The organism is Bartonella occidentalis, from assembly GCF_037070875.1.
GTDB lineage: Bacteria > Pseudomonadota > Alphaproteobacteria > Rhizobiales > Rhizobiaceae > Bartonella.
Genome location: NZ_JAYMZJ010000001.1, coordinates 430,969 through 447,996 on the forward strand (window position 1 = coordinate 430,969; position 17,028 = coordinate 447,996).

Sequence of the window (17,028 nt, forward strand, 5' to 3'; positions counted from 1 at the left end):
ATTTTCTCCTTTTTTGTGCTACAGGATAAGCATAATCTCAGTGATATTAATTCCTATAATTTGGTGACTGTTTTGAGATGTTAGAACTATCTTCACAAATTAATTGTTGATTTAAGTCTTTATTTTTTTTCAACGCATCGCGGATAAGCTCATCGGTAAGAATTAAATGTGCATCGGTGATGTTATCAAAAGGAATAGAAATATATACGCTTTCTCCACAAGCGGCTTTATCTATGTTTAAAGTAAAGCCGTCCTGCGTAACATTTGACAGTGTTCCACGAAATTTTCTGCGCCCATCAATTGTGATTTTCGTTTCAACTTTTGCAATATGTCCTTGCCAATGAAAAAAGTCAGATTTTCTCACCAATGGGCGATCAATTCCAGGAGATGAAATTTCTAAATGATACTTACGTTCAATAACATTTTGTACATCAAGAAGGGGGGAAACAGTCCGACTAATAGTTTCGCAATCTTCTATTGTCATGGAGCTATCAGCACGCTCGGCCATAATCTGAAGCGTTAAACCATTTAAGCCAAGGAGCTTGACACGAACCAAACGAAAACCTAAAGGCCTAAGCAATGGTGTGACAAGGGTAGCAACCTGTGCTTCAACGCCATTTTCTTCAAATAGACGTGGTTCGTCAATATTGTTCATTTTTTAGTTTCACTTATCCATTTTATTTAAGTTGGTTCTAGTAACTTTATGACATTAAAAAAGAGCGGATTCAAACGACCCACTCTTTATCATAAGACCAAGAATTTACCGATTAATACCTTTAAATTTAAAATTTTTCAAGTTGTTTGTCATAAAAGTGTGTATCATCTATTTCTTGATAAAAGTAAGATAGGCAGGTGTTTTACCTTCACGCAGAGCTTTTGCTTCATAGCGAGTGCCTGACCATAACGGATAAGAATTTTGCCAATCCTCAGGCTTATCTGCTTCCCACTCAAAGCTGTGATGGTGTATACAATGGTATAGGGTCCAATTCACGTAACTGCCTACGTCACTGGCAAAACGAAACTTTTTACCTGTTTTAAGAACGCGAGCAAAACGGTTAAGATTTTTTATGTTAATAAATCGTCGTTTCCAGTGCTTTTTTTTAGGCCATGGATCAGGATAGAAAAGATCTATTCCATCAAGTGACGCGTTCGGTAACCAATCAAGAAGGCGTGTAGCGTCATCATTATAAAGGCGAAGATGATCTTTATAATGCTGATGTTGTTCAATAGACATTAACAATTTTGCTATTCCATTGATGAAGGGCTCTACGCCAATAAAACCAGTTTGTGGATAATGCTCCATTTCATGGAGTAAATGTTCACCTCCACCAAAGCCAATTTCGAGCCTGACTTCTTTTACTTTGCTGGAGAATAAGCACGTTAAATCTGAAGGTGTAGGGTTATTTAGATCAATGTTAAAAGTTGGAAGAAGTGTTTTTATACGTGCATGTTGAGCTTTTCTTAACCGTTTTCCTTTTCGGCGGCCAAAAAAAGCTTCACTCATACGTGTGTTATGTACAGTCATCATGGTATTCTAATCATTGTTTTAAGCATTTTAATGAGATCGGTTTTTTCCCATGAAAATGAACCATCACGCTTTGGTTTACGTCCAAAATGACCATAAGCAGCTGTTTTTGTATAAATAGGTTTGTTGAGGCCAAGATGTTTTCTAATTCCTGTTGGTGAAAGATCCATTACTTTGCGAATTGCAGCTTCAATAACACTTTCATCAACTTTTCCTGTTCCATGGAGATTAATATAAATGGATAAAGGTTGCGCAACACCAATTGCATAGGATAGTTGGATAGTACAGCGTTCCGCTAAATCAGCTGCAACAATATTTTTAGCGAGATATCGTGCAGCATAAGCTGCAGAACGGTCAACTTTTGTTGTATCTTTTCCTGAAAAGGCTCCTCCACCATGAGGTGCGGCGCCTCCGTAAGTATCAACGATAATTTTGCGCCCTGTTAGCCCTGCATCACTTCTTGGACCACCGATAACAAATTTTCCTGTTGGGTTAATGTACCAACTGCATTGATCAGAGATGGGAATATCATGCAAAGCCTGACGAATATAAGGTTCAACAACTGTGCGGACTTTATGAGAATCCCAATTTTCATCCAAATGTTGCGTCGAAAGAACTATAGATGTGACTTCTATAGGTTTCCCATTGCGATACCGTACTGTTATTTGGCTTTTAGCATCTGGCCCTAATTTCCCTGTTTCGCCTTCTTTTTTATGGCGAGCTTCGGAAAGAAGTTTTAAGATTTTATGTGCATAATAAATTGGTGCAGGCATGAGATCCGGTGTTTCTCGGCAAGCATATCCGAACATAATACCCTGATCACCTGCTCCTTCTTCACCATGCCGATCTATAGCATTATCAACCCCTTGTGCAATATCAGTTGATTGGGGGCGTAAGAAAACGTCAATTTTAACGGTTTTCCAATGAAAGCCTATTTGTTCATAGCCTATTTCTCTAATAGCTCTACGCGCTACTGCGCGAAAACGAGTAGGATTAATGAGAGGAAAACCAGTTTCATCATAAATAAATTCTTTATTTTTATTTCTTTTTAATAGCGTATCAGGAACACGTACTTCACCAGCAATGACAACACGATTGACACTGACTAAAGTTTCACAAGCAACCCGTACTAACCATAAATCAGTACCAGTTTTTTGAGCTTCTTTGTAGACCATATCAACGATCTCATCGGAAATACGATCACAGATTTTGTCAGGGTGTCCTTCCGATACCGATTCACTGGTAAAAAGATAATCTTGATGCGGCATAGGAACTCCTTCAAAAAAGACAATCAACACTCACTAAAAGTCGCCTCTATTTGCCAATATCACGGCAAATCGTCAATGCTGATTTATGAAGATGATAGAGAGAAAGGATATAATTTTATTTTATAGCTTATCGGCAAGATCTTCTTCTTCAGAAAGTGCTTTTGCTAAATCAATGATTTTTCGACGCACCTTAGCATCAGATATATTAGTGAAGGCTCTCATTAGTTGGATGCCTTCATTGCTGGAGCAAAAATCCATAAAATTGCTATCGCTTTCAGCAAAGCCTTCTACATGTTGGGTTGTAATGCCTTTGTCAAAAAAATAAGAAACGGGCACATCCATAATTTCTGCAATTGCCTGAAGCCGACTCGCCCCAATACGGTTTGTACCTTTTTCATATTTCTGGATTTGTTGAAAAGTGATGCCCAGTTTTTCTCCCAGCTTTTCCTGAGTGAGTCCTAAAATATTACGGCGTAAACGAATACGAGTTCCGACATAAATATCTATAGGATCGGGTTTTCTTTTAGTCTCGGTCATAATGCAACTCTTTACTTCCAGCGCTTTATTTCCAAACTAACATCAAATTTACGTGATGTTAGTTTATCATATAATTAAGGTAATATGTAATATTTTTCCCAATGTTTACTGATATGTGTAACATGATATCATACCGTAGTACATGGGTACTTGATCATTGAAGCTGTTTTGTAGAACCAAAACCAACACGGCACATTAGCATAAGAATGAACAAGATAAAAGTAGAGAATGTTCTGTATTCATTGTTCCATATAGGGATAACTGGTGATGGAATTGGCGAATCAAGAACACCAACAGCATTTTGTTTCAGGGATGCAACAATTCGTCCATAAGAATCAACAACAGCTGATATTCCGCTATTAGCAGCTCGTATGAGGGGGATTCCCAGTTCAATTGTACGCAGTTGTGCTTGCTGAAGATGTTGATATGGGCCAGGTGTTACGCCAAACCATGCATCATTTGTAACATTAATGATTGCTTGAGGAAAAGAACCTTGAAAAGTCATTTCATTGGGAAATATAATTTCATAACAAACCAATGGAAGATAAGAAAATCCATTTGGCAGAACGACAGTTTTGCGCACATTCCCAGTACTATATCCACCAATATGATCAGAAATGATACGCAGTCCAATTTTATTTAACAAGTTTTTATAAGGAAGATATTCACCAAAAGGAACGAGATGAAGTTTATCGGAAGTGTTAAGAATATCACCTTTTGCATTAATAACTGCAATTGTATTAAAATACTGTGTTTGAGTATTCAGAGGATCATAATTTGTGCGCACAGCTCCGATAATAGCCCATTGTTTGGGGTTGAGAAGAGAAGCAATATGTTTTGCAAGAGCGGGTGAATCATTGAGAATGTAAGGAAGGGATGCTTCTGGCCATATGATAAAGTTAGGTTTCCGATTGTGATTTACTATTGGTGTTGCACTTAGATCCATATGAGTTGCTAATATCTCTTGGGTTGTAGCATTATTCAATTTTTGACTTTGTTGAATAGAAGGCTGGACAATGCGAACCCAATAATTGCTGTTTTGATAGTCAGATGTATTAGGCGCAGTATTGAGACGGTAAAACCCAAAACCACTTTGGATGCATATGAGCGATAAACAAAGAGAGAGTGCAAACTTTTTTTTTTCATTTGTTAATATAACAGTGGGTAGACTGTAGACTAAAACAGAAAGAATATTCATTCCGTAAAGTCCTACGATTGCATCTAATTGCATAAACATCGGGGTTGGCATAGCTGTATAGCCAAGAGAATTCCACGGAAATCCTGTGAATAAAATAGAGCGTAACCACTCTGCCAATCCCAGCGCAAAAGCCAAAACAAAGAAGCGTGCTATTCCCTCTGTCCACAGTAAACCCACAATAAAACCAGCAAAAAACCAATACAGGGAAAGATAGATAGGAGGACCAATAAGAGCAAATGGTACTGCCCAACCAAAAGTAGCTGAGTCTACTAATAGAGCATTGCTTAACCACCAAAGACCGCAAATAAAATAACCAAAACCAAAAAGTCCACAGCTTAAAGCATAAGAAAGAAGGCGTTTCTTGTTATTTTGAATGGTTTTTATCTTGTCAAGAAAAACAATAAAGACAGGGAAAGTCAAAAAACAAATAGGTGTCAAATAAAAGGGAGGAAGGGCGATAGATGTAAATGCACCACACAAAACTACCAATATCTGCCGTTTCCAATAGGTAATGGAATGCAGGAAAAACATGAAATTATTTAAAAATACTTGACTGTTCTTTAAGAATGGCATTTTACTCAAAATTTTCATTTTCTGAGAGACGGAAAATGCGTAATCTCTTAATTCGACGTTTATCAGCTTCTAAAATACGGAATCGATAACCTGGCACGGCTTCAACCACTTCACCTTTTGCAGGAATTCGATCAAGAATAGAAACAATTAAACCGCCAACTGTATCAACTTCATCATAGTATTGCGCTACTGCAAAATCAGAGCCAAGAGCTTTTTCAACATCTTTTAATTCTGTTCTTGCGTCAACAAGCCATGTATTATTGAGTTCTTTCACAATGGCGTTATCAACATTATCATGTTCATCTTCTATATCGCCAACGACTAATTCGACAATATCTTCCATAGAAACTAAGCCGTCTGTGCCACCATGCTCATCAATAACCAAAGCCATTTGTGTTCTTGTAGCTTGCATACGTGTTAGCAATTTATTGGCCATCATGGATCCAGGAACAAAGAGAACTGTTCGAATTAGGTTTAGTTCACCAATTGGAGTATGCAAATCTGCGTGATTTAACTGAAGAAAATCAGATATCTGATTAGTTTGAGCAGACTTAGTAATAAAGTAAGTCACATAATTAAGAATATCACGGATATGAATCATTCCTCGCGGATCATCTAAAGTTTCAGCATAAACAGGTATACGAGAATGACCGATTTTTGCGAAACATTTAAGAGCCTCTCCAAGAGGGGTACTTATTTCTAATGCTTCAATTTCAGAACGTGGAATCATTACATCATCAACGCGCGCTTCGCGCAAGCGTAAGATATTATGAAGCATAATCCGTTCTTCAGGTGAAAAAAGAGCTGTATCTTTTTCATTGTTCGTAGCAAGTGCAACGGTAAGATCATCACGCAGTGATGTATTACAATTACGACCCCGTAAGAATGAAAATAAATGATTCATTAAGGAATGTTTTCCTGTACAATTTGCCTGTTGAGAGGAACGCTCTTCAATATTATGAGATGTTTGATTGTTATTTCGTGCATCAACTTTATCTGTCATGATTCTTAAATCTTCTAATTCCCTTTGATAACAGATGCATAAACTACCGAAATTGTAGTAATGTAAGATTGATTTAAAAAGCTAATTTTTATCATTTTTAAGACAATTCAGCATAAGGATCTTTTATGGAAAGCTTGCTAAGGATTTCTCTTTCGAGCTCTTCCATTTGGAAAGCTTCATAGTTTGTTTCATGATCATAACCAAGAAGGTGAAGGACACCATGAATAATCATATGCGTCAAGTGATCATGAAATGATTTTCCTTCTTTTGTTGCTTCAAGCATAACAGTTTCTCTCGCAATAATAATGTCACCAAGCATGGATCCAGGAGGATGCCCAGCTTTAAGCGGAAATGCAGGAAAGGATAAAACATTAGTGGACTCGTTTTTATTGCGCCACTGTTCATTAATTTGTGCCATATGTTTGTCGTCAGTAAAAAGCAGACTAATTTCGCTGATAATATTGTCTAATGAAAGATGGTGCATTGTAGCGGTCAATGCTTTTTCAGTGATATTATAAAGTATTTTCTTATCACACCATCCAGAGCTTTTAACAGTGATATCAATAGTAATCATGATGAATAGAAGACGTTTTTTTGATGAGATGTATGAGAATGGCATTTTGGGTTTTGTACATTAGAATCGTGATCATAAGCACGGACAATAGCAGCAACAAGGGGATGACGAACAACATCTTTTTCGTCAAAACGGACGATTGCAATATTCTCTATGTTTGCAAGAATGCGCATTGCTTCGATTAGACCTGATTTCTTTCCTGCAGGCAAATCAATTTGACTTACATCTCCCGTGACGATCATTCGTGTTCCTTCTCCAAGGCGTGTGAGAAACATTTTCATCTGCATGGGTGTAGTATTCTGTGCCTCATCAAGAATGACAGCTGCATGGGAAAGTGTTCGTCCACGCATAAAAGCAAGAGGAGCAATTTCCATGATCCCAGAAGCTAAAATGCGTTCTACTTTCTCTATTGGCATCATGTCATAGATGGCATCATAAAGTGGTCGTAAATATGGATCGACTTTTTCTTTAAGGTCACCGGGTAGAAAGCCAAGATGTTCTCCAGCTTCAACCGCAGGGCGTGAGAGGATAATTCGTTCAATGATACCACGTTCTAGAAGCATTGCAGCATGAGCAACAGCAAGATATGTTTTGCCTGTTCCTGCTGGCCCTACACCAAAAACAAGTTCACTACGCTCCATTGCGCGTATGTAAGTATCTTGGGTTAAGGTTCGAGCATGAATTATTTTTTTATGAGTACTCAACTGTGCTGGTATATGTTTTTTTACAGGCTGAGTTGTTATTGGCGATTCTTGCTGTTCTTGTAGCAAATTTGCCATGGCAATTGCTCCTTCTGTATCCGATAAAGTGAGCTCTTGATGTGTTTTGGCGAGTTCATAAAGCTGTTGTAACACATATTTTGCACGTTTTGTGGCAGTAACTTTTCCACAGATCGAAATTTCATTGCCACGTGGATGAATACGCAGTCCGAGTTTTTTCTCAATATAAGCAAGGTTTTCGTCAAATTTACCAAATACTGTTTTTGCATATCTATTGTTTTCAAAAATAAAAACAACATGGTTAGCATCCGATACACCCGCTTTTTTAAAGATACTAGCATCTTCAGGGCAAGTGCCTATTCCCCCTTTAATGTATTTTACTTTGTTGGTTGAAGTCTCCAACCTATTCTCCCATATTTACTGAGCGTTGTAAAATTTTTAGATAACCTTTTAAAAGCAATATATTTGTCATAGAGCGTAAGCTGTAGTTATAATCACTTTTAAAAAAAAGAATGATTCTCTAAAATTTATGTTTTGAATAAGGCGTTAGAAGTGTATTTATGCATTCGCTGTTTCACCGACAAAGCTATTTGACCCTGCATTTTTAATATGAATTGCCATCATGGTACCTGTAGAGGCTTCTGTATCCACCACAACAGGTAAAAGCCAAGGTGAGCGACCTATCATTTGCCCAGGTTGACGACCAGCCTTTTCGATAAGAACATGGGTCGTTTCACCAATTTTAGAGTTCAAAAACGCATGTTGTTGTTCAAGGAGTAAAGCTTGTAAACGTTGAAGCCGCGCATCTTTGACGGTTTCGTCAATGTGATTTTTCATTGTTGCACCAATCGTTCCAGGTCGAGGTGAATATTTAAAAGAGTAGGCTGAACTGTATTGCACTTGCTTAACAAGTGTAATGGTCTCTTCAAAATCTTCGTCTGTTTCTCCTGGAAATCCTACAATAAAATCGCCTGAAAAAGCAATATCAGGTCGTGCTGTACGAATTTTTTCGATGAGGTGAAGATAGTGAACACCGTTATGTTGACGGTTCATAGCCTTTAGAATACGATCTGAACCCGATTGTACAGGGAGATGCAGGTAAGGCATCAATATATCAAGATCTCTGTGTGCGGCAATAAGGCTATCGTCCATATCGCGTGGATGACTTGTTGTATAGCGTAGGCGTTTTAAGCCATCAAGTTTAGCGAGATGATGAAGAAGGTGTCCAAGACGCCAAGTTTCCCCGTTTGCATTTTGCCCATGCCAACCATTTACATTTTGTCCAAGAAGTGTAATTTCTTTAACGCCAGCTTCAATAAGTTGTCGTGCTTCTTCTGTAATTTGTTCTACGGATCGAGATACTTCAGCACCTCGCGTGTAAGGAACAACACAGAAAGTACAAAATTTATCACAACCTTCTTGTACTGTTAAAAATGCACTGACACCTCGTTGTCTTACAGCACGCTTATTATGAGGTGGTAAATGAGCAAACTTATCTTCGACAGCATAATCGGTTTCGACAACTTTTTCTCCCTGTTCGGCTTGTTTTAACAAGCTTGGCAAGCGGTGATACATTTGCGGACCAATGACAAGATCCACTGTTGGTGCACGGCGTAAGATTTCATTTCCCTCCGCTTGTGCAACACAACCAGTTACACCGATCGTCAAAGGTTTATCAGGTGTGCGTTTTTGACGCATTATCCGCAAGCGACCAAGGTCAGAATAGAGCTTCTCTGCTGCTTTTTCACGAATATGACAGGTATTAACAAGAATAAGGTCAGCATCATTTGGTGTTTGTGTAGTGACATATCCCTGTGAACTAAGGCTATCAGTCATCCGTTGACTGTCATAAACATTCATTTGGCATCCATAAGTTTTTATAAAAACTTTCTTAGGAGTAGTGGACAGAAGATTTTTAGGATTTGTTTGTTTCATAGCACCTATCTAAACTTTTTTTACATAAATCTCAATCTGTTTGCTGAAAAGTTTTTTGCATAATGATTGCATCTATACGACTGTTTTTTGACTGGTAATAGGCAAGACGTTTGGAAATTTTTTGAAAATCAAAGCGTTGATAAAGGTTCAAGGCAGAAATATTTGTTTCTTCTACCTCTAAAAATAATTTTATAGCGCGTTTATGGTGAAGATGATGAAGTGTACTATCAAGAAGTAAGTAACCAATTCTTTGTCGGCGGTAATGAGGGTGAACAGCAATTGTGATGATTTCTGCTTCATCGAGAATAAGGCGGTACAGGCAAAAGCCTAAAATTTGCTCTGGTTTGTCAATAAGATAAGCTTTATATCCAAAGATAGAGTGATCTTTCAGAAAATTATCAAATGCTTGTTTTTCCCAAGCAGGGGTAAAACAACACTGATGAATATGTTGAATGAGGGCACTATCATTCTCTTGTAGTGGAGCAACCCTAAAATGCTTTTTTGCCAATGAAAATTTGTTCATTACTTTTTGCGTGGTAAAATAAAACCAGTTTGTTGCTTTACGTCAGCATCGCGTAAATAGAGCGGACGTGGTGGATCTTGCGGTTGTTTTCTGGCAGCAAGATGAGCATAACTTACAATATCAGCTGCTTCACATACAATTTGATCTGGCGCTATTTTTAGGTTTATTTTATTGCTTTTAATATGGTCGGCAATGATACCAGCTGCTGAGCCAATTAGCTGAGTTTGTCGTGGTAAATTTTCAATGATATTTTCAATTGTTGTTAAGCTAGGTTCTCCTAAAGGTGTGAGATCTCCATTGAAATTTTGATGAAAAAACATATCCCTACCAGCTTCAATGACAACGGTAATTTTAGATAAAATATTTTTACTGGTTATTTGTGCTGCTAATGCTTCGAGTGTGCTAACTCCGACAGTTGGTATTTCTAGCGCTAGTGCTAAAGCTCTTGCTGTTGCAACACCTATACGTATACCAGTAAATGATCCAGGTCCAACATTTACAGCAATACGATTTACTTGATCCAAAGTAATATTGGCTTGATCAGTTATTTGAGTGATGTATCCAATGAGTTTTTCAGCATGTCCTTTATTCATGCGTTCGTTGATACGGGCAATAACAGATTTATCGCGAACAAGCGCTACAGCACAATAAATTGAAGCAGTATCTATGGCAAGGATAAGCATAAAAATACTCTCATTGAATTGAATAATGACGATAAACAAAAAGTTTATTGTGCTTTTAGTTCTTTATATTTTGTTGGTGCATGTTAAATATTTTTAGAAAATTTCAACTTTAATAAGCAACATCGTTTTTTGAAATGTTTGATCATAAGTAATCAATATTCAATGCATCTTTGCATATTATTCTTATCAGTGTTTGTCTATAGAAAGAAATGAATACAGTAAACTATGACCAAATTTTTTGTAGAAATACAATATTCTTTAGTTAATCTGGTAGATTCTAATTTTATTTTCATGATGTTTTATTGCGATTAGTTAGTAAGATTATAGTCTGGAAGGAGCTAGCTATAAGATTACATCTGTTATTTTCAATAATGACATATTTCTTTCATTGGTCTTGTGTGAAAATTTGATTTTGATTATATGCAAAAAATAGCACAGTTGCTTGATAGCTTAATGGCTTAAATATTATGCTCTGTCGTTACAAATCATTATGAATTTGAAACTAATTTGATGAGAAGTTTAGCAATTCTCACGATAGATAAGATACAATATATTCAATTTTGTGTAGAATAACAGAAAAAATTTTGTATCCAACTGTTGCAAGAGTTGCTGTAATATCGCCATCCTTTGAAGGGTTTGAAACTACATTGAAAAAATAAAACTATCTTACTGTGCTTTAAATATCACGATAATAACAAACCGTAAAAAATATGTACATACAAATATGTTTTTATTAATTAGTGATAAATGATTTTAACAAATGGAATAATACCGGCCAACATCAACATGTGTACCAATTTGGCAATTTTTGCAATTTGAGTACTTATAAAAGTGTATTATAGGTGCGGTTGTTACTAAAAGCTACGGAATAACCATAAACAACATATTAGCAGATACGTTTATTTGCTAAAAGATAAGTTCGGAGGTTAATGGAAAAAGGATAAAAATAAAATGATCAAAACTTCTAAAGGAGTGCGATCAAAGTAATTAATTCTACTGCTTTTGCAGGATCTGCATTAAGAATAAGAGTAATTAAAACAATAGCTAAATAACTCTCCGAAAACTTTATTGACCGAATTTGTAAGGCAGTTCAAAGAATTAGCTGACAGCGAAATGACAAGTGTAATATGAAAATATGATAGGAGAAGAGAGTTCTAACTATCTAAAATAACTGTGCGGATTCTAATACTGGCGTTTTAAACAATAACAATTTTGAGAAGTGTGTTTATATAAAAGGGTTATAGATCTTGGGATAGAGTAAAAATCCTATGCATAGTGTATTTATAAGTTACTCAAAGAGCTTTCTTGTCATGTTTTTATGAAAAGCCGCGTTTCTATATAGATCTAAACTGTAAGCTTAGGTGAATATAAGCAAACATGCTAAATACTGTGATAAAAATCACGTAGGAAAAAAGTTTTTTCTTGAATGCCTTTCTATAAATTAAGAAAAATAATAAACAAGAAAGCCCTTAAGCGAAAATAGTTTTAAAAATTTGTTCTCGCTTGCAAAGCTGCAGCTAAGGTTCCATCATCAAGATAATCCAGTTCACCTCCTACTGGGACTCCGTGGGCAAGGCGGGTAATTTTAACTGAAAAATTGGAAAGCTGATCAGTGATGTAATGTGCTGTTGTTTGTCCTTCAATGGTGGCGTTAACGGCTAAAATAAGCTCTGTAATCGAATTTGTTGCCACACGCTGTATTAAAGAAGCAATATTGAGTTCATCAGGGCCGATCCCATCTAATGGAGACAGTCGTCCGCCTAATACGTGATAACGCGCTGCCAAAGTTCTTGCACGTTCAAGAGCCCAGAGATCAGCAATATCCTCAACAACAATAATGGTTGTATTATCACGCCGGGGATCTGTACAAATCGAACAAGGATCAGTTGTATCTACATTTCCGCAAACACAACAAATGCCGACTTTATCTATAGCGGTTTGTATTGCTGCACCCAAAGGCTCTAATAATATTTCTTTTTTTTTGATGAGGTGAAGAGCGGCACGGCGTGCCGAACGTGGGCCAAGACCTGGTATTCTCGCTAAAAGTTGAATGAGACGTTCAATTTCGGGTCCTGCAATGTGCTTAGCCATATTGTTGTTCCGAGAATTAAATAATATCCAGATTCACTAGAGTGAAGAGTTGAAACCCGGGAGCGATAATCCAGCTGTTATTCTTTTGGTTTTTTCGGCTACAGCCATTTCAATTTTCGCTTTGGCTTCATTATAGGCCGCTATAATCAGATCTTCAAGAATTTCAGCTTCTTCAGGATTAATTAATGAAGGATCAATATTGATTGCTGTTATAATATTTTGGCCATTTAAGGTAACACTGACGAGCCCGCCTCCAGAAGTACCAGTTATTTGCAGACCAGCTATTTCTTCTTGAATTTGTTGCATTTTTTTTTGCATTTCTTTTGTTTTTTTCATTATGCTCATCATATTATGCATTGAAGTAGGCATCCTTATTTATTGTTGAGGCTTTTATTCTTAAAGGCGTCTGGCAATAAATCAAGATCGTTTTCTTGTTTATTGAGACGAACATCAGTAATTTTTGATTCTGGGAAATAATCGAGGATCTTTGCGACATTAGGATCTGTTTGTGCATTGGCAAAAAGAATTTTTTCCGCAGCGTCACTTTCTTCCTTTAAGGTTGATCCTCCTCCCTCATTAACCAAGGATACAGTCCAGCATTTTCCGGTCCACTGAAATAACATTTTCTCTATATCACGAGCAAGTGAACGTGGAGCATTTTCAGTGAGTCTCAAAGTAATATGCTTTGGTTCAAAAAGAACGGGACGAACAAATTCTTTAACAAACAGTTTAAAAGGTATTTCATTATGCTGTTCAGCTAATTTAACAATATCATGCAATGAATTAATAGCTATGTTTTTGTCCTCAGAAGCTTCCTCTGTTGTATGTGTTAAAATATGTGGTAAATTTATAATATCTTCAGAAATGTCAATAGACTGAGGAGCTCTAAGAGCCTTTGTGGTTCCAGAAGCGTTTATGTCTTCAGGAGTTTGAATCTTTAGTGAATCTTTTGGTTGTGAGATACTCGTTAATTGATTTTCCGAAGATTCTTTTAAGTCTGATTGGTGTGTAGGCGTGTTTAAAGTGCTTTGCGAAGAATGGGAATCTGCAATTGACCCTGTTGATGTTGCCTTATTATCGGCATTTGTAGATTCTTTATGAGAAAAGTTTGAGACGGTCGTGAGAGGTACTTTTTCTTGCGTAAGTTTTTTTAAAGCTTCATCAAGAGTTGGAAGATTGGCAGTATGAGTCAGACGAATCAATAACATTTCGGCAGCTTGAATTGGGCGAGTTGTTTGATTAATTTCCTGCAAGCCTTTAAGTAACATTTGCCAATTTCTGGATAAAATAGGAACAGAAAGCTTTTGTGAAAAATCCAAACTTCTTAAGCGCTCATCTTCGGTAAGCGAAAAATTTTCTGCTATTTCTGGCGTAAAACGTAAACGGGTAACCAGATGATTAAAATCAGCTAATTCTGTTAATATAGTAAGGGGATGAGCTCCAGCGTTATATTGACTGCGTAATTCACGTAATGCATTGACAACATCGCCCTTCATAATGAATTCAAAAAGATCAATAATGCGTGCTTGATCAGCTAATCCTAACATTGTACGCACTGCGATGGCACTAACATTGCCACTGCTATGAGAAATTGCTTGATCAAAAATAGATAATGCATCACGTGCAGAGCCTTCAGCAGCACGGGCGATCATGAAAAGTGCTTTATCTTCCACTTCTACATTTTCACGTTTAGCAATTTGATACAAATGATTTACCAGAACTGCTGATTCAATACGTTGTAAGTCAAAACGCTGGCAACGTGAAAGGATCGTAATAGGAACTTTTCGAATCTCTGTCGTTGCAAAAATAAATTTTACATGCGGTGGTGGCTCTTCAAGCGTTTTCAATAAGCCGTTAAATGCTTGTGTTGAGAGCATGTGCACTTCATCAATAATATAAACTTTATAACGTGCAGAGACGGGACGGTAACGTATTTGTTCAATAATTTCACGAATATCATCAATACCTGTATGTGAAGCAGCATCCATTTCTATAACATCAAGATGGCATCCTTCAATAATTTGCTTACAATGTTCACCAAGTTCGCTTAACACGGTTGTTGGTTGGTCAATATCTTTTGTTTTATAGTTGAGAGCACGTGCTAAAATGCGTGCTGTTGTGGTTTTTCCTACTCCGCGGATCCCTGTGAGAATCCAGGCCTGTGCAATACGTCCTGTTTGAAAGGCGTTAGTAAGGGTACGCACCATTGCCTCTTGACCAATGAGGTCAGAGAAATTTTGAGGCCTATATTTGCGAGCAAGAACGCGATAGGTCATTTCTACCGGCATATTTTTCATTAACAATTCCAATTTTGAGGCTTTTTAAGTACATTTTGATAATACGGAGATCACACGTTACATTGCACTCTAAATATAAAAGGACTTTTTCTCAATAAATTTATTTTTAGCAGAACAGAGAATGTTCTTAAAGACAACTAAAGCCTTGCTATTTGCATATGTAAGATTGTACCGGGAAGATCGCAAGTACTCTACTGAACAACAATAAAGATATGATTTATCCAGCAAGATAGGAGGTTGATATAATGACCCGTACCAAAACTCGTTAGGGCTGCTTCTTTCCAGACCTGACCCAATTGGCGAGCGGTTCGTCCATTATCAACCTCCCACACCCATATTGTCGATTTAAAATGAAAAATCAAGCTGAGAAGCAAAAAATATGAGAAAAATGATCACAAATTTTTTTAAAAAACTTAATTTTGTATCATATCTGAGAATTTATCTCATTCTTATGAGAGTGACATTCTATTTTTTATATCTTCGATAGGGAACAAGAGTTTTGTACTTGACCAAGTAATTGGGGATAAGAAGATAATAATTTGACTAAGTTTATTTGGTTAAGACTTGTTCCAAGGCGAGTCTTGCCATTGAGTATTCAGGATGTCTTCGATATCGAAGAAAAATTGTGTTGCGTTGAAGTTTCCACCAATTTGGTAGTTTTCTAGTTTTTTCAATATTGATATCATTTGTTGTAAGTTTTCCCATAGCTTTATAAAGGGTTGCGGGAACATTGCAAACTCGAGAAAGAAGGCCAATGATAATTGTTGCACCGTTTTGAGGTTTGGAAACATGCCGTTGAGAGCGTGAAAGGATAATAAAACGGGTAATATTATGGGGGCTAACTTCAACATTTTGTTCAAGAATATCAAGATCATGAAGTTTTGCGGCGAACAAAGGTGTTAAGGCTTCTTATTTTTTTAATAAATTTTATGGCTCTAGCTGTATCAGCAGGAATTACAGAGCTCTAGCCATTGTTAAGTATGATTTTACGGCGTTGTGCGAAAGCGTGAGGGTGGCTCTGTGTACGGTTTCAGTTTTTTCATCTGTAACGCTAGGTAGGATTATTAATTGGAAACGGATAGGTAAAAAGTATTCATCAACATATAGAGAGATGGCTGTGGTAAAAGGTAATGAATATCGGCAACACATCCAGAAAGAGTGTTTTCAACAAGAACCATAGTAAGATCAGCTTTCCCATTTTCAACTAAGCTAAGTGAGTTTTCAAAAGTGGTAGGAAGGAATGGCGCCCATATTAGGAAACATATTGGAGCAAGCAATATGAAAATTAGCACCGTATTCTCTTTGAAAAGAGATTTTATTGGTTTTTTTGAATTGTTTTCATGCTAAAACTTTACGTACTTTATCAAGATCACGTTGTGTATCTACCCCTAAAGGAATTGTGTCAATTATTTCTACATCAATCCGCATATTGTATTCTAATGCCCGTAATTGTTCAAGACTTTCGCGTTTTTCAAGTGTAGATGGTTGGAGAGCTACAAATTTTTCAAGTGCTTTGCGTTGATAGGCATATATACCAATATGATGGTAAAAAGAACCGTCTCCATAAGGTGCTGTTGCGCGTGTGAAATAGAGTGCGCGGAGGCGGTTTTGAGAAAGCGGTGTACCAATAATTTTTACGATATTCGGATCTATTTTTTCATCGTCCTCAACTATTTTTGCACCCAAGGTTGCAATATCAGTTAAGCTATTTTCTAAAGGTCGCAAAGAGCTGATGATTTCATCGGGGGTTATCGTTGGCAAATCACCTTGTATATTCAAAATGGCATTGTAGTGTCGTTCAGGATCAATCTTAGTCAAAGCCTCATAAATGCGATCAGATCCAGATTTATGATGGCTGCCTGTTATAATACATTCGTGTCCGTAAGCTGTAACGGCTTTGGCAATATCATTATGATCTGTTGCAACGATAACACGTCCTAATGCAGCTTTTTTTGCTTGTTCAGCAACGCGAACAATCATTGGTTTTCCAGCAATTTCAGCCAAAGCTTTTTTGGGTAATCGAGTTGAGCCTATACGAGAGGGAATGAAAATAATTGGTTCAATCGTCATCGCAAAAGTCCTAATACTGTTGTGTGATATGT

The 17,028-nt window shown here is 37.0% G+C and carries 15 protein-coding genes, 1 other RNA gene and 1 pseudogene; all 17 read right to left on the reverse strand.

The window, feature by feature from the left end; translation table 11 throughout:
• Positions 1-46 precede the first annotated feature (46 nt).
• The gene (gene rimP / locus WCP78_RS01825; RefSeq protein ID WP_336278807.1) at positions 47-655 is read right to left on the reverse strand and encodes a ribosome maturation factor RimP; all 609 of its coding nucleotides are present in this window, start codon (positions 653-655) and stop codon (positions 47-49) included.
• Positions 656-823: 168 nt separating this feature from the next.
• Positions 824-1,525, reverse strand: a complete 702-nt coding sequence (locus WCP78_RS01830) for a tRNA (guanine(46)-N(7))-methyltransferase TrmB (protein ID WP_336279112.1) — start codon at positions 1,523-1,525, stop codon at positions 824-826.
• The gene (gene metK / locus WCP78_RS01835; protein WP_336278808.1) at positions 1,525-2,793 is read right to left on the reverse strand and encodes a methionine adenosyltransferase; all 1,269 of its coding nucleotides are present in this window, start codon (positions 2,791-2,793) and stop codon (positions 1,525-1,527) included. The genes WCP78_RS01830 and metK overlap by 1 nt, the downstream gene beginning before the upstream one ends.
• 120 nt (positions 2,794-2,913) lie before the next feature.
• Positions 2,914-3,330: a helix-turn-helix domain-containing protein gene (locus WCP78_RS01840; RefSeq protein WP_336278809.1), complete on the reverse strand. Its 417-nt coding sequence runs from the start codon at positions 3,328-3,330 to the stop codon at positions 2,914-2,916.
• Positions 3,331-3,484: 154 nt separating this feature from the next.
• Positions 3,485-5,119, reverse strand: a complete 1,635-nt coding sequence (gene lnt / locus WCP78_RS01845) for an apolipoprotein N-acyltransferase (protein WP_336278810.1) — start codon at positions 5,117-5,119, stop codon at positions 3,485-3,487.
• Positions 5,103-6,104: a hemolysin family protein gene (locus WCP78_RS01850; protein ID WP_336278811.1), complete on the reverse strand. Its 1,002-nt coding sequence runs from the start codon at positions 6,102-6,104 to the stop codon at positions 5,103-5,105. Before WCP78_RS01850 ends, lnt begins: the two co-directional genes overlap by 17 nt.
• A 97-nt stretch (positions 6,105-6,201) precedes the next feature.
• Positions 6,202-6,678 carry an rRNA maturation RNase YbeY gene (ybeY, locus tag WCP78_RS01855; protein ID WP_336278812.1) on the reverse strand — a complete coding sequence of 159 codons (477 nt, stop codon included), beginning with the start codon at positions 6,676-6,678 and terminating at the stop codon, positions 6,202-6,204.
• Complete coding sequence (locus tag WCP78_RS01860) at positions 6,675-7,799, reverse strand: PhoH family protein (RefSeq protein ID WP_336278813.1); 1,125 nt, start codon at positions 7,797-7,799, stop codon at positions 6,675-6,677. Before WCP78_RS01860 ends, ybeY begins: the two co-directional genes overlap by 4 nt.
• 156 nt (positions 7,800-7,955) lie before the next feature.
• On the reverse strand, positions 7,956-9,332 hold the full coding sequence (gene miaB / locus WCP78_RS01865; protein ID WP_336278814.1) for a tRNA (N6-isopentenyl adenosine(37)-C2)-methylthiotransferase MiaB: 1,377 nt from the start codon (positions 9,330-9,332) through the stop codon (positions 7,956-7,958).
• Positions 9,333-9,363: 31 nt separating this feature from the next.
• On the reverse strand, positions 9,364-9,855 hold the full coding sequence (rimI, locus tag WCP78_RS01870) for a ribosomal protein S18-alanine N-acetyltransferase (protein ID WP_336278815.1): 492 nt from the start codon (positions 9,853-9,855) through the stop codon (positions 9,364-9,366).
• Positions 9,855-10,538, reverse strand: a complete 684-nt coding sequence (tsaB, locus tag WCP78_RS01875; protein ID WP_336278816.1) for a tRNA (adenosine(37)-N6)-threonylcarbamoyltransferase complex dimerization subunit type 1 TsaB — start codon at positions 10,536-10,538, stop codon at positions 9,855-9,857. The genes rimI and tsaB overlap by 1 nt, the downstream gene beginning before the upstream one ends.
• 1,485 nt (positions 10,539-12,023) lie before the next feature.
• Positions 12,024-12,629, reverse strand: a complete 606-nt coding sequence (gene recR, locus WCP78_RS01880; RefSeq protein ID WP_336278817.1) for a recombination mediator RecR — start codon at positions 12,627-12,629, stop codon at positions 12,024-12,026.
• A 36-nt stretch (positions 12,630-12,665) separates the two neighbouring features.
• Complete coding sequence (locus WCP78_RS01885; RefSeq protein WP_336278818.1) at positions 12,666-12,986, reverse strand: YbaB/EbfC family nucleoid-associated protein; 321 nt, start codon at positions 12,984-12,986, stop codon at positions 12,666-12,668.
• Positions 12,987-13,000: 14 nt separating this feature from the next.
• Positions 13,001-14,926, reverse strand: a complete 1,926-nt coding sequence (locus WCP78_RS01890; RefSeq protein WP_336278819.1) for a DNA polymerase III subunit gamma/tau — start codon at positions 14,924-14,926, stop codon at positions 13,001-13,003.
• A 229-nt stretch (positions 14,927-15,155) separates the two neighbouring features.
• An RNA gene (ffs, locus tag WCP78_RS01895) (signal recognition particle sRNA small type) lies at positions 15,156-15,253 on the reverse strand.
• 234 nt (positions 15,254-15,487) lie between these two features.
• A pseudogene (locus WCP78_RS01900) lies at positions 15,488-16,240 on the reverse strand (prephenate dehydratase domain-containing protein); the annotation flags it as partial.
• 24 nt (positions 16,241-16,264) lie between these two features.
• Positions 16,265-16,996, reverse strand: coding sequence for a 3-deoxy-manno-octulosonate cytidylyltransferase (locus WCP78_RS01905; protein ID WP_336278820.1), 732 nt, complete (start codon positions 16,994-16,996; stop codon positions 16,265-16,267).
• Positions 16,997-17,028: the final 32 nt, after the last annotated feature.

Excerpts from the sequence above, each read along its gene's own strand:
- WCP78_RS01840 (WP_336278809.1), bottom strand. The coding sequence starts at position 3,330 with ATGACCGAGACTAAAAGAAAACCCGATCCTATAGATATTTATGTCGGA.
- recR (WP_336278817.1), bottom strand. The coding sequence starts at position 12,629 with ATGGCTAAGCACATTGCAGGACCCGAAATTGAACGTCTCATTCAACTT.
- lnt (WP_336278810.1), bottom strand. The coding sequence starts at position 5,119 with ATGAAAATTTTGAGTAAAATGCCATTCTTAAAGAACAGTCAAGTATTT.
- WCP78_RS01890 (WP_336278819.1), bottom strand. The coding sequence starts at position 14,926 with ATGAAAAATATGCCGGTAGAAATGACCTATCGCGTTCTTGCTCGCAAA.
- WCP78_RS01885 (WP_336278818.1), bottom strand. The coding sequence starts at position 12,986 with ATGCATAATATGATGAGCATAATGAAAAAAACAAAAGAAATGCAAAAA.
- metK (WP_336278808.1), bottom strand. The coding sequence starts at position 2,793 with ATGCCGCATCAAGATTATCTTTTTACCAGTGAATCGGTATCGGAAGGA.
- rimP (WP_336278807.1), bottom strand. The coding sequence starts at position 655 with ATGAACAATATTGACGAACCACGTCTATTTGAAGAAAATGGCGTTGAA.
- rimI (WP_336278815.1), bottom strand. The coding sequence starts at position 9,855 with ATGAACAAATTTTCATTGGCAAAAAAGCATTTTAGGGTTGCTCCACTA.
- WCP78_RS01905 (WP_336278820.1), bottom strand. The coding sequence starts at position 16,996 with ATGACGATTGAACCAATTATTTTCATTCCCTCTCGTATAGGCTCAACT.
- tsaB (WP_336278816.1), bottom strand. The coding sequence starts at position 10,538 with ATGCTTATCCTTGCCATAGATACTGCTTCAATTTATTGTGCTGTAGCG.
- WCP78_RS01850 (WP_336278811.1), bottom strand. The coding sequence starts at position 6,104 with ATGACAGATAAAGTTGATGCACGAAATAACAATCAAACATCTCATAAT.
- WCP78_RS01830 (WP_336279112.1), bottom strand. The coding sequence starts at position 1,525 with ATGACTGTACATAACACACGTATGAGTGAAGCTTTTTTTGGCCGCCGA.
- ybeY (WP_336278812.1), bottom strand. The coding sequence starts at position 6,678 with ATGATTACTATTGATATCACTGTTAAAAGCTCTGGATGGTGTGATAAG.
- miaB (WP_336278814.1), bottom strand. The coding sequence starts at position 9,332 with ATGAAACAAACAAATCCTAAAAATCTTCTGTCCACTACTCCTAAGAAA.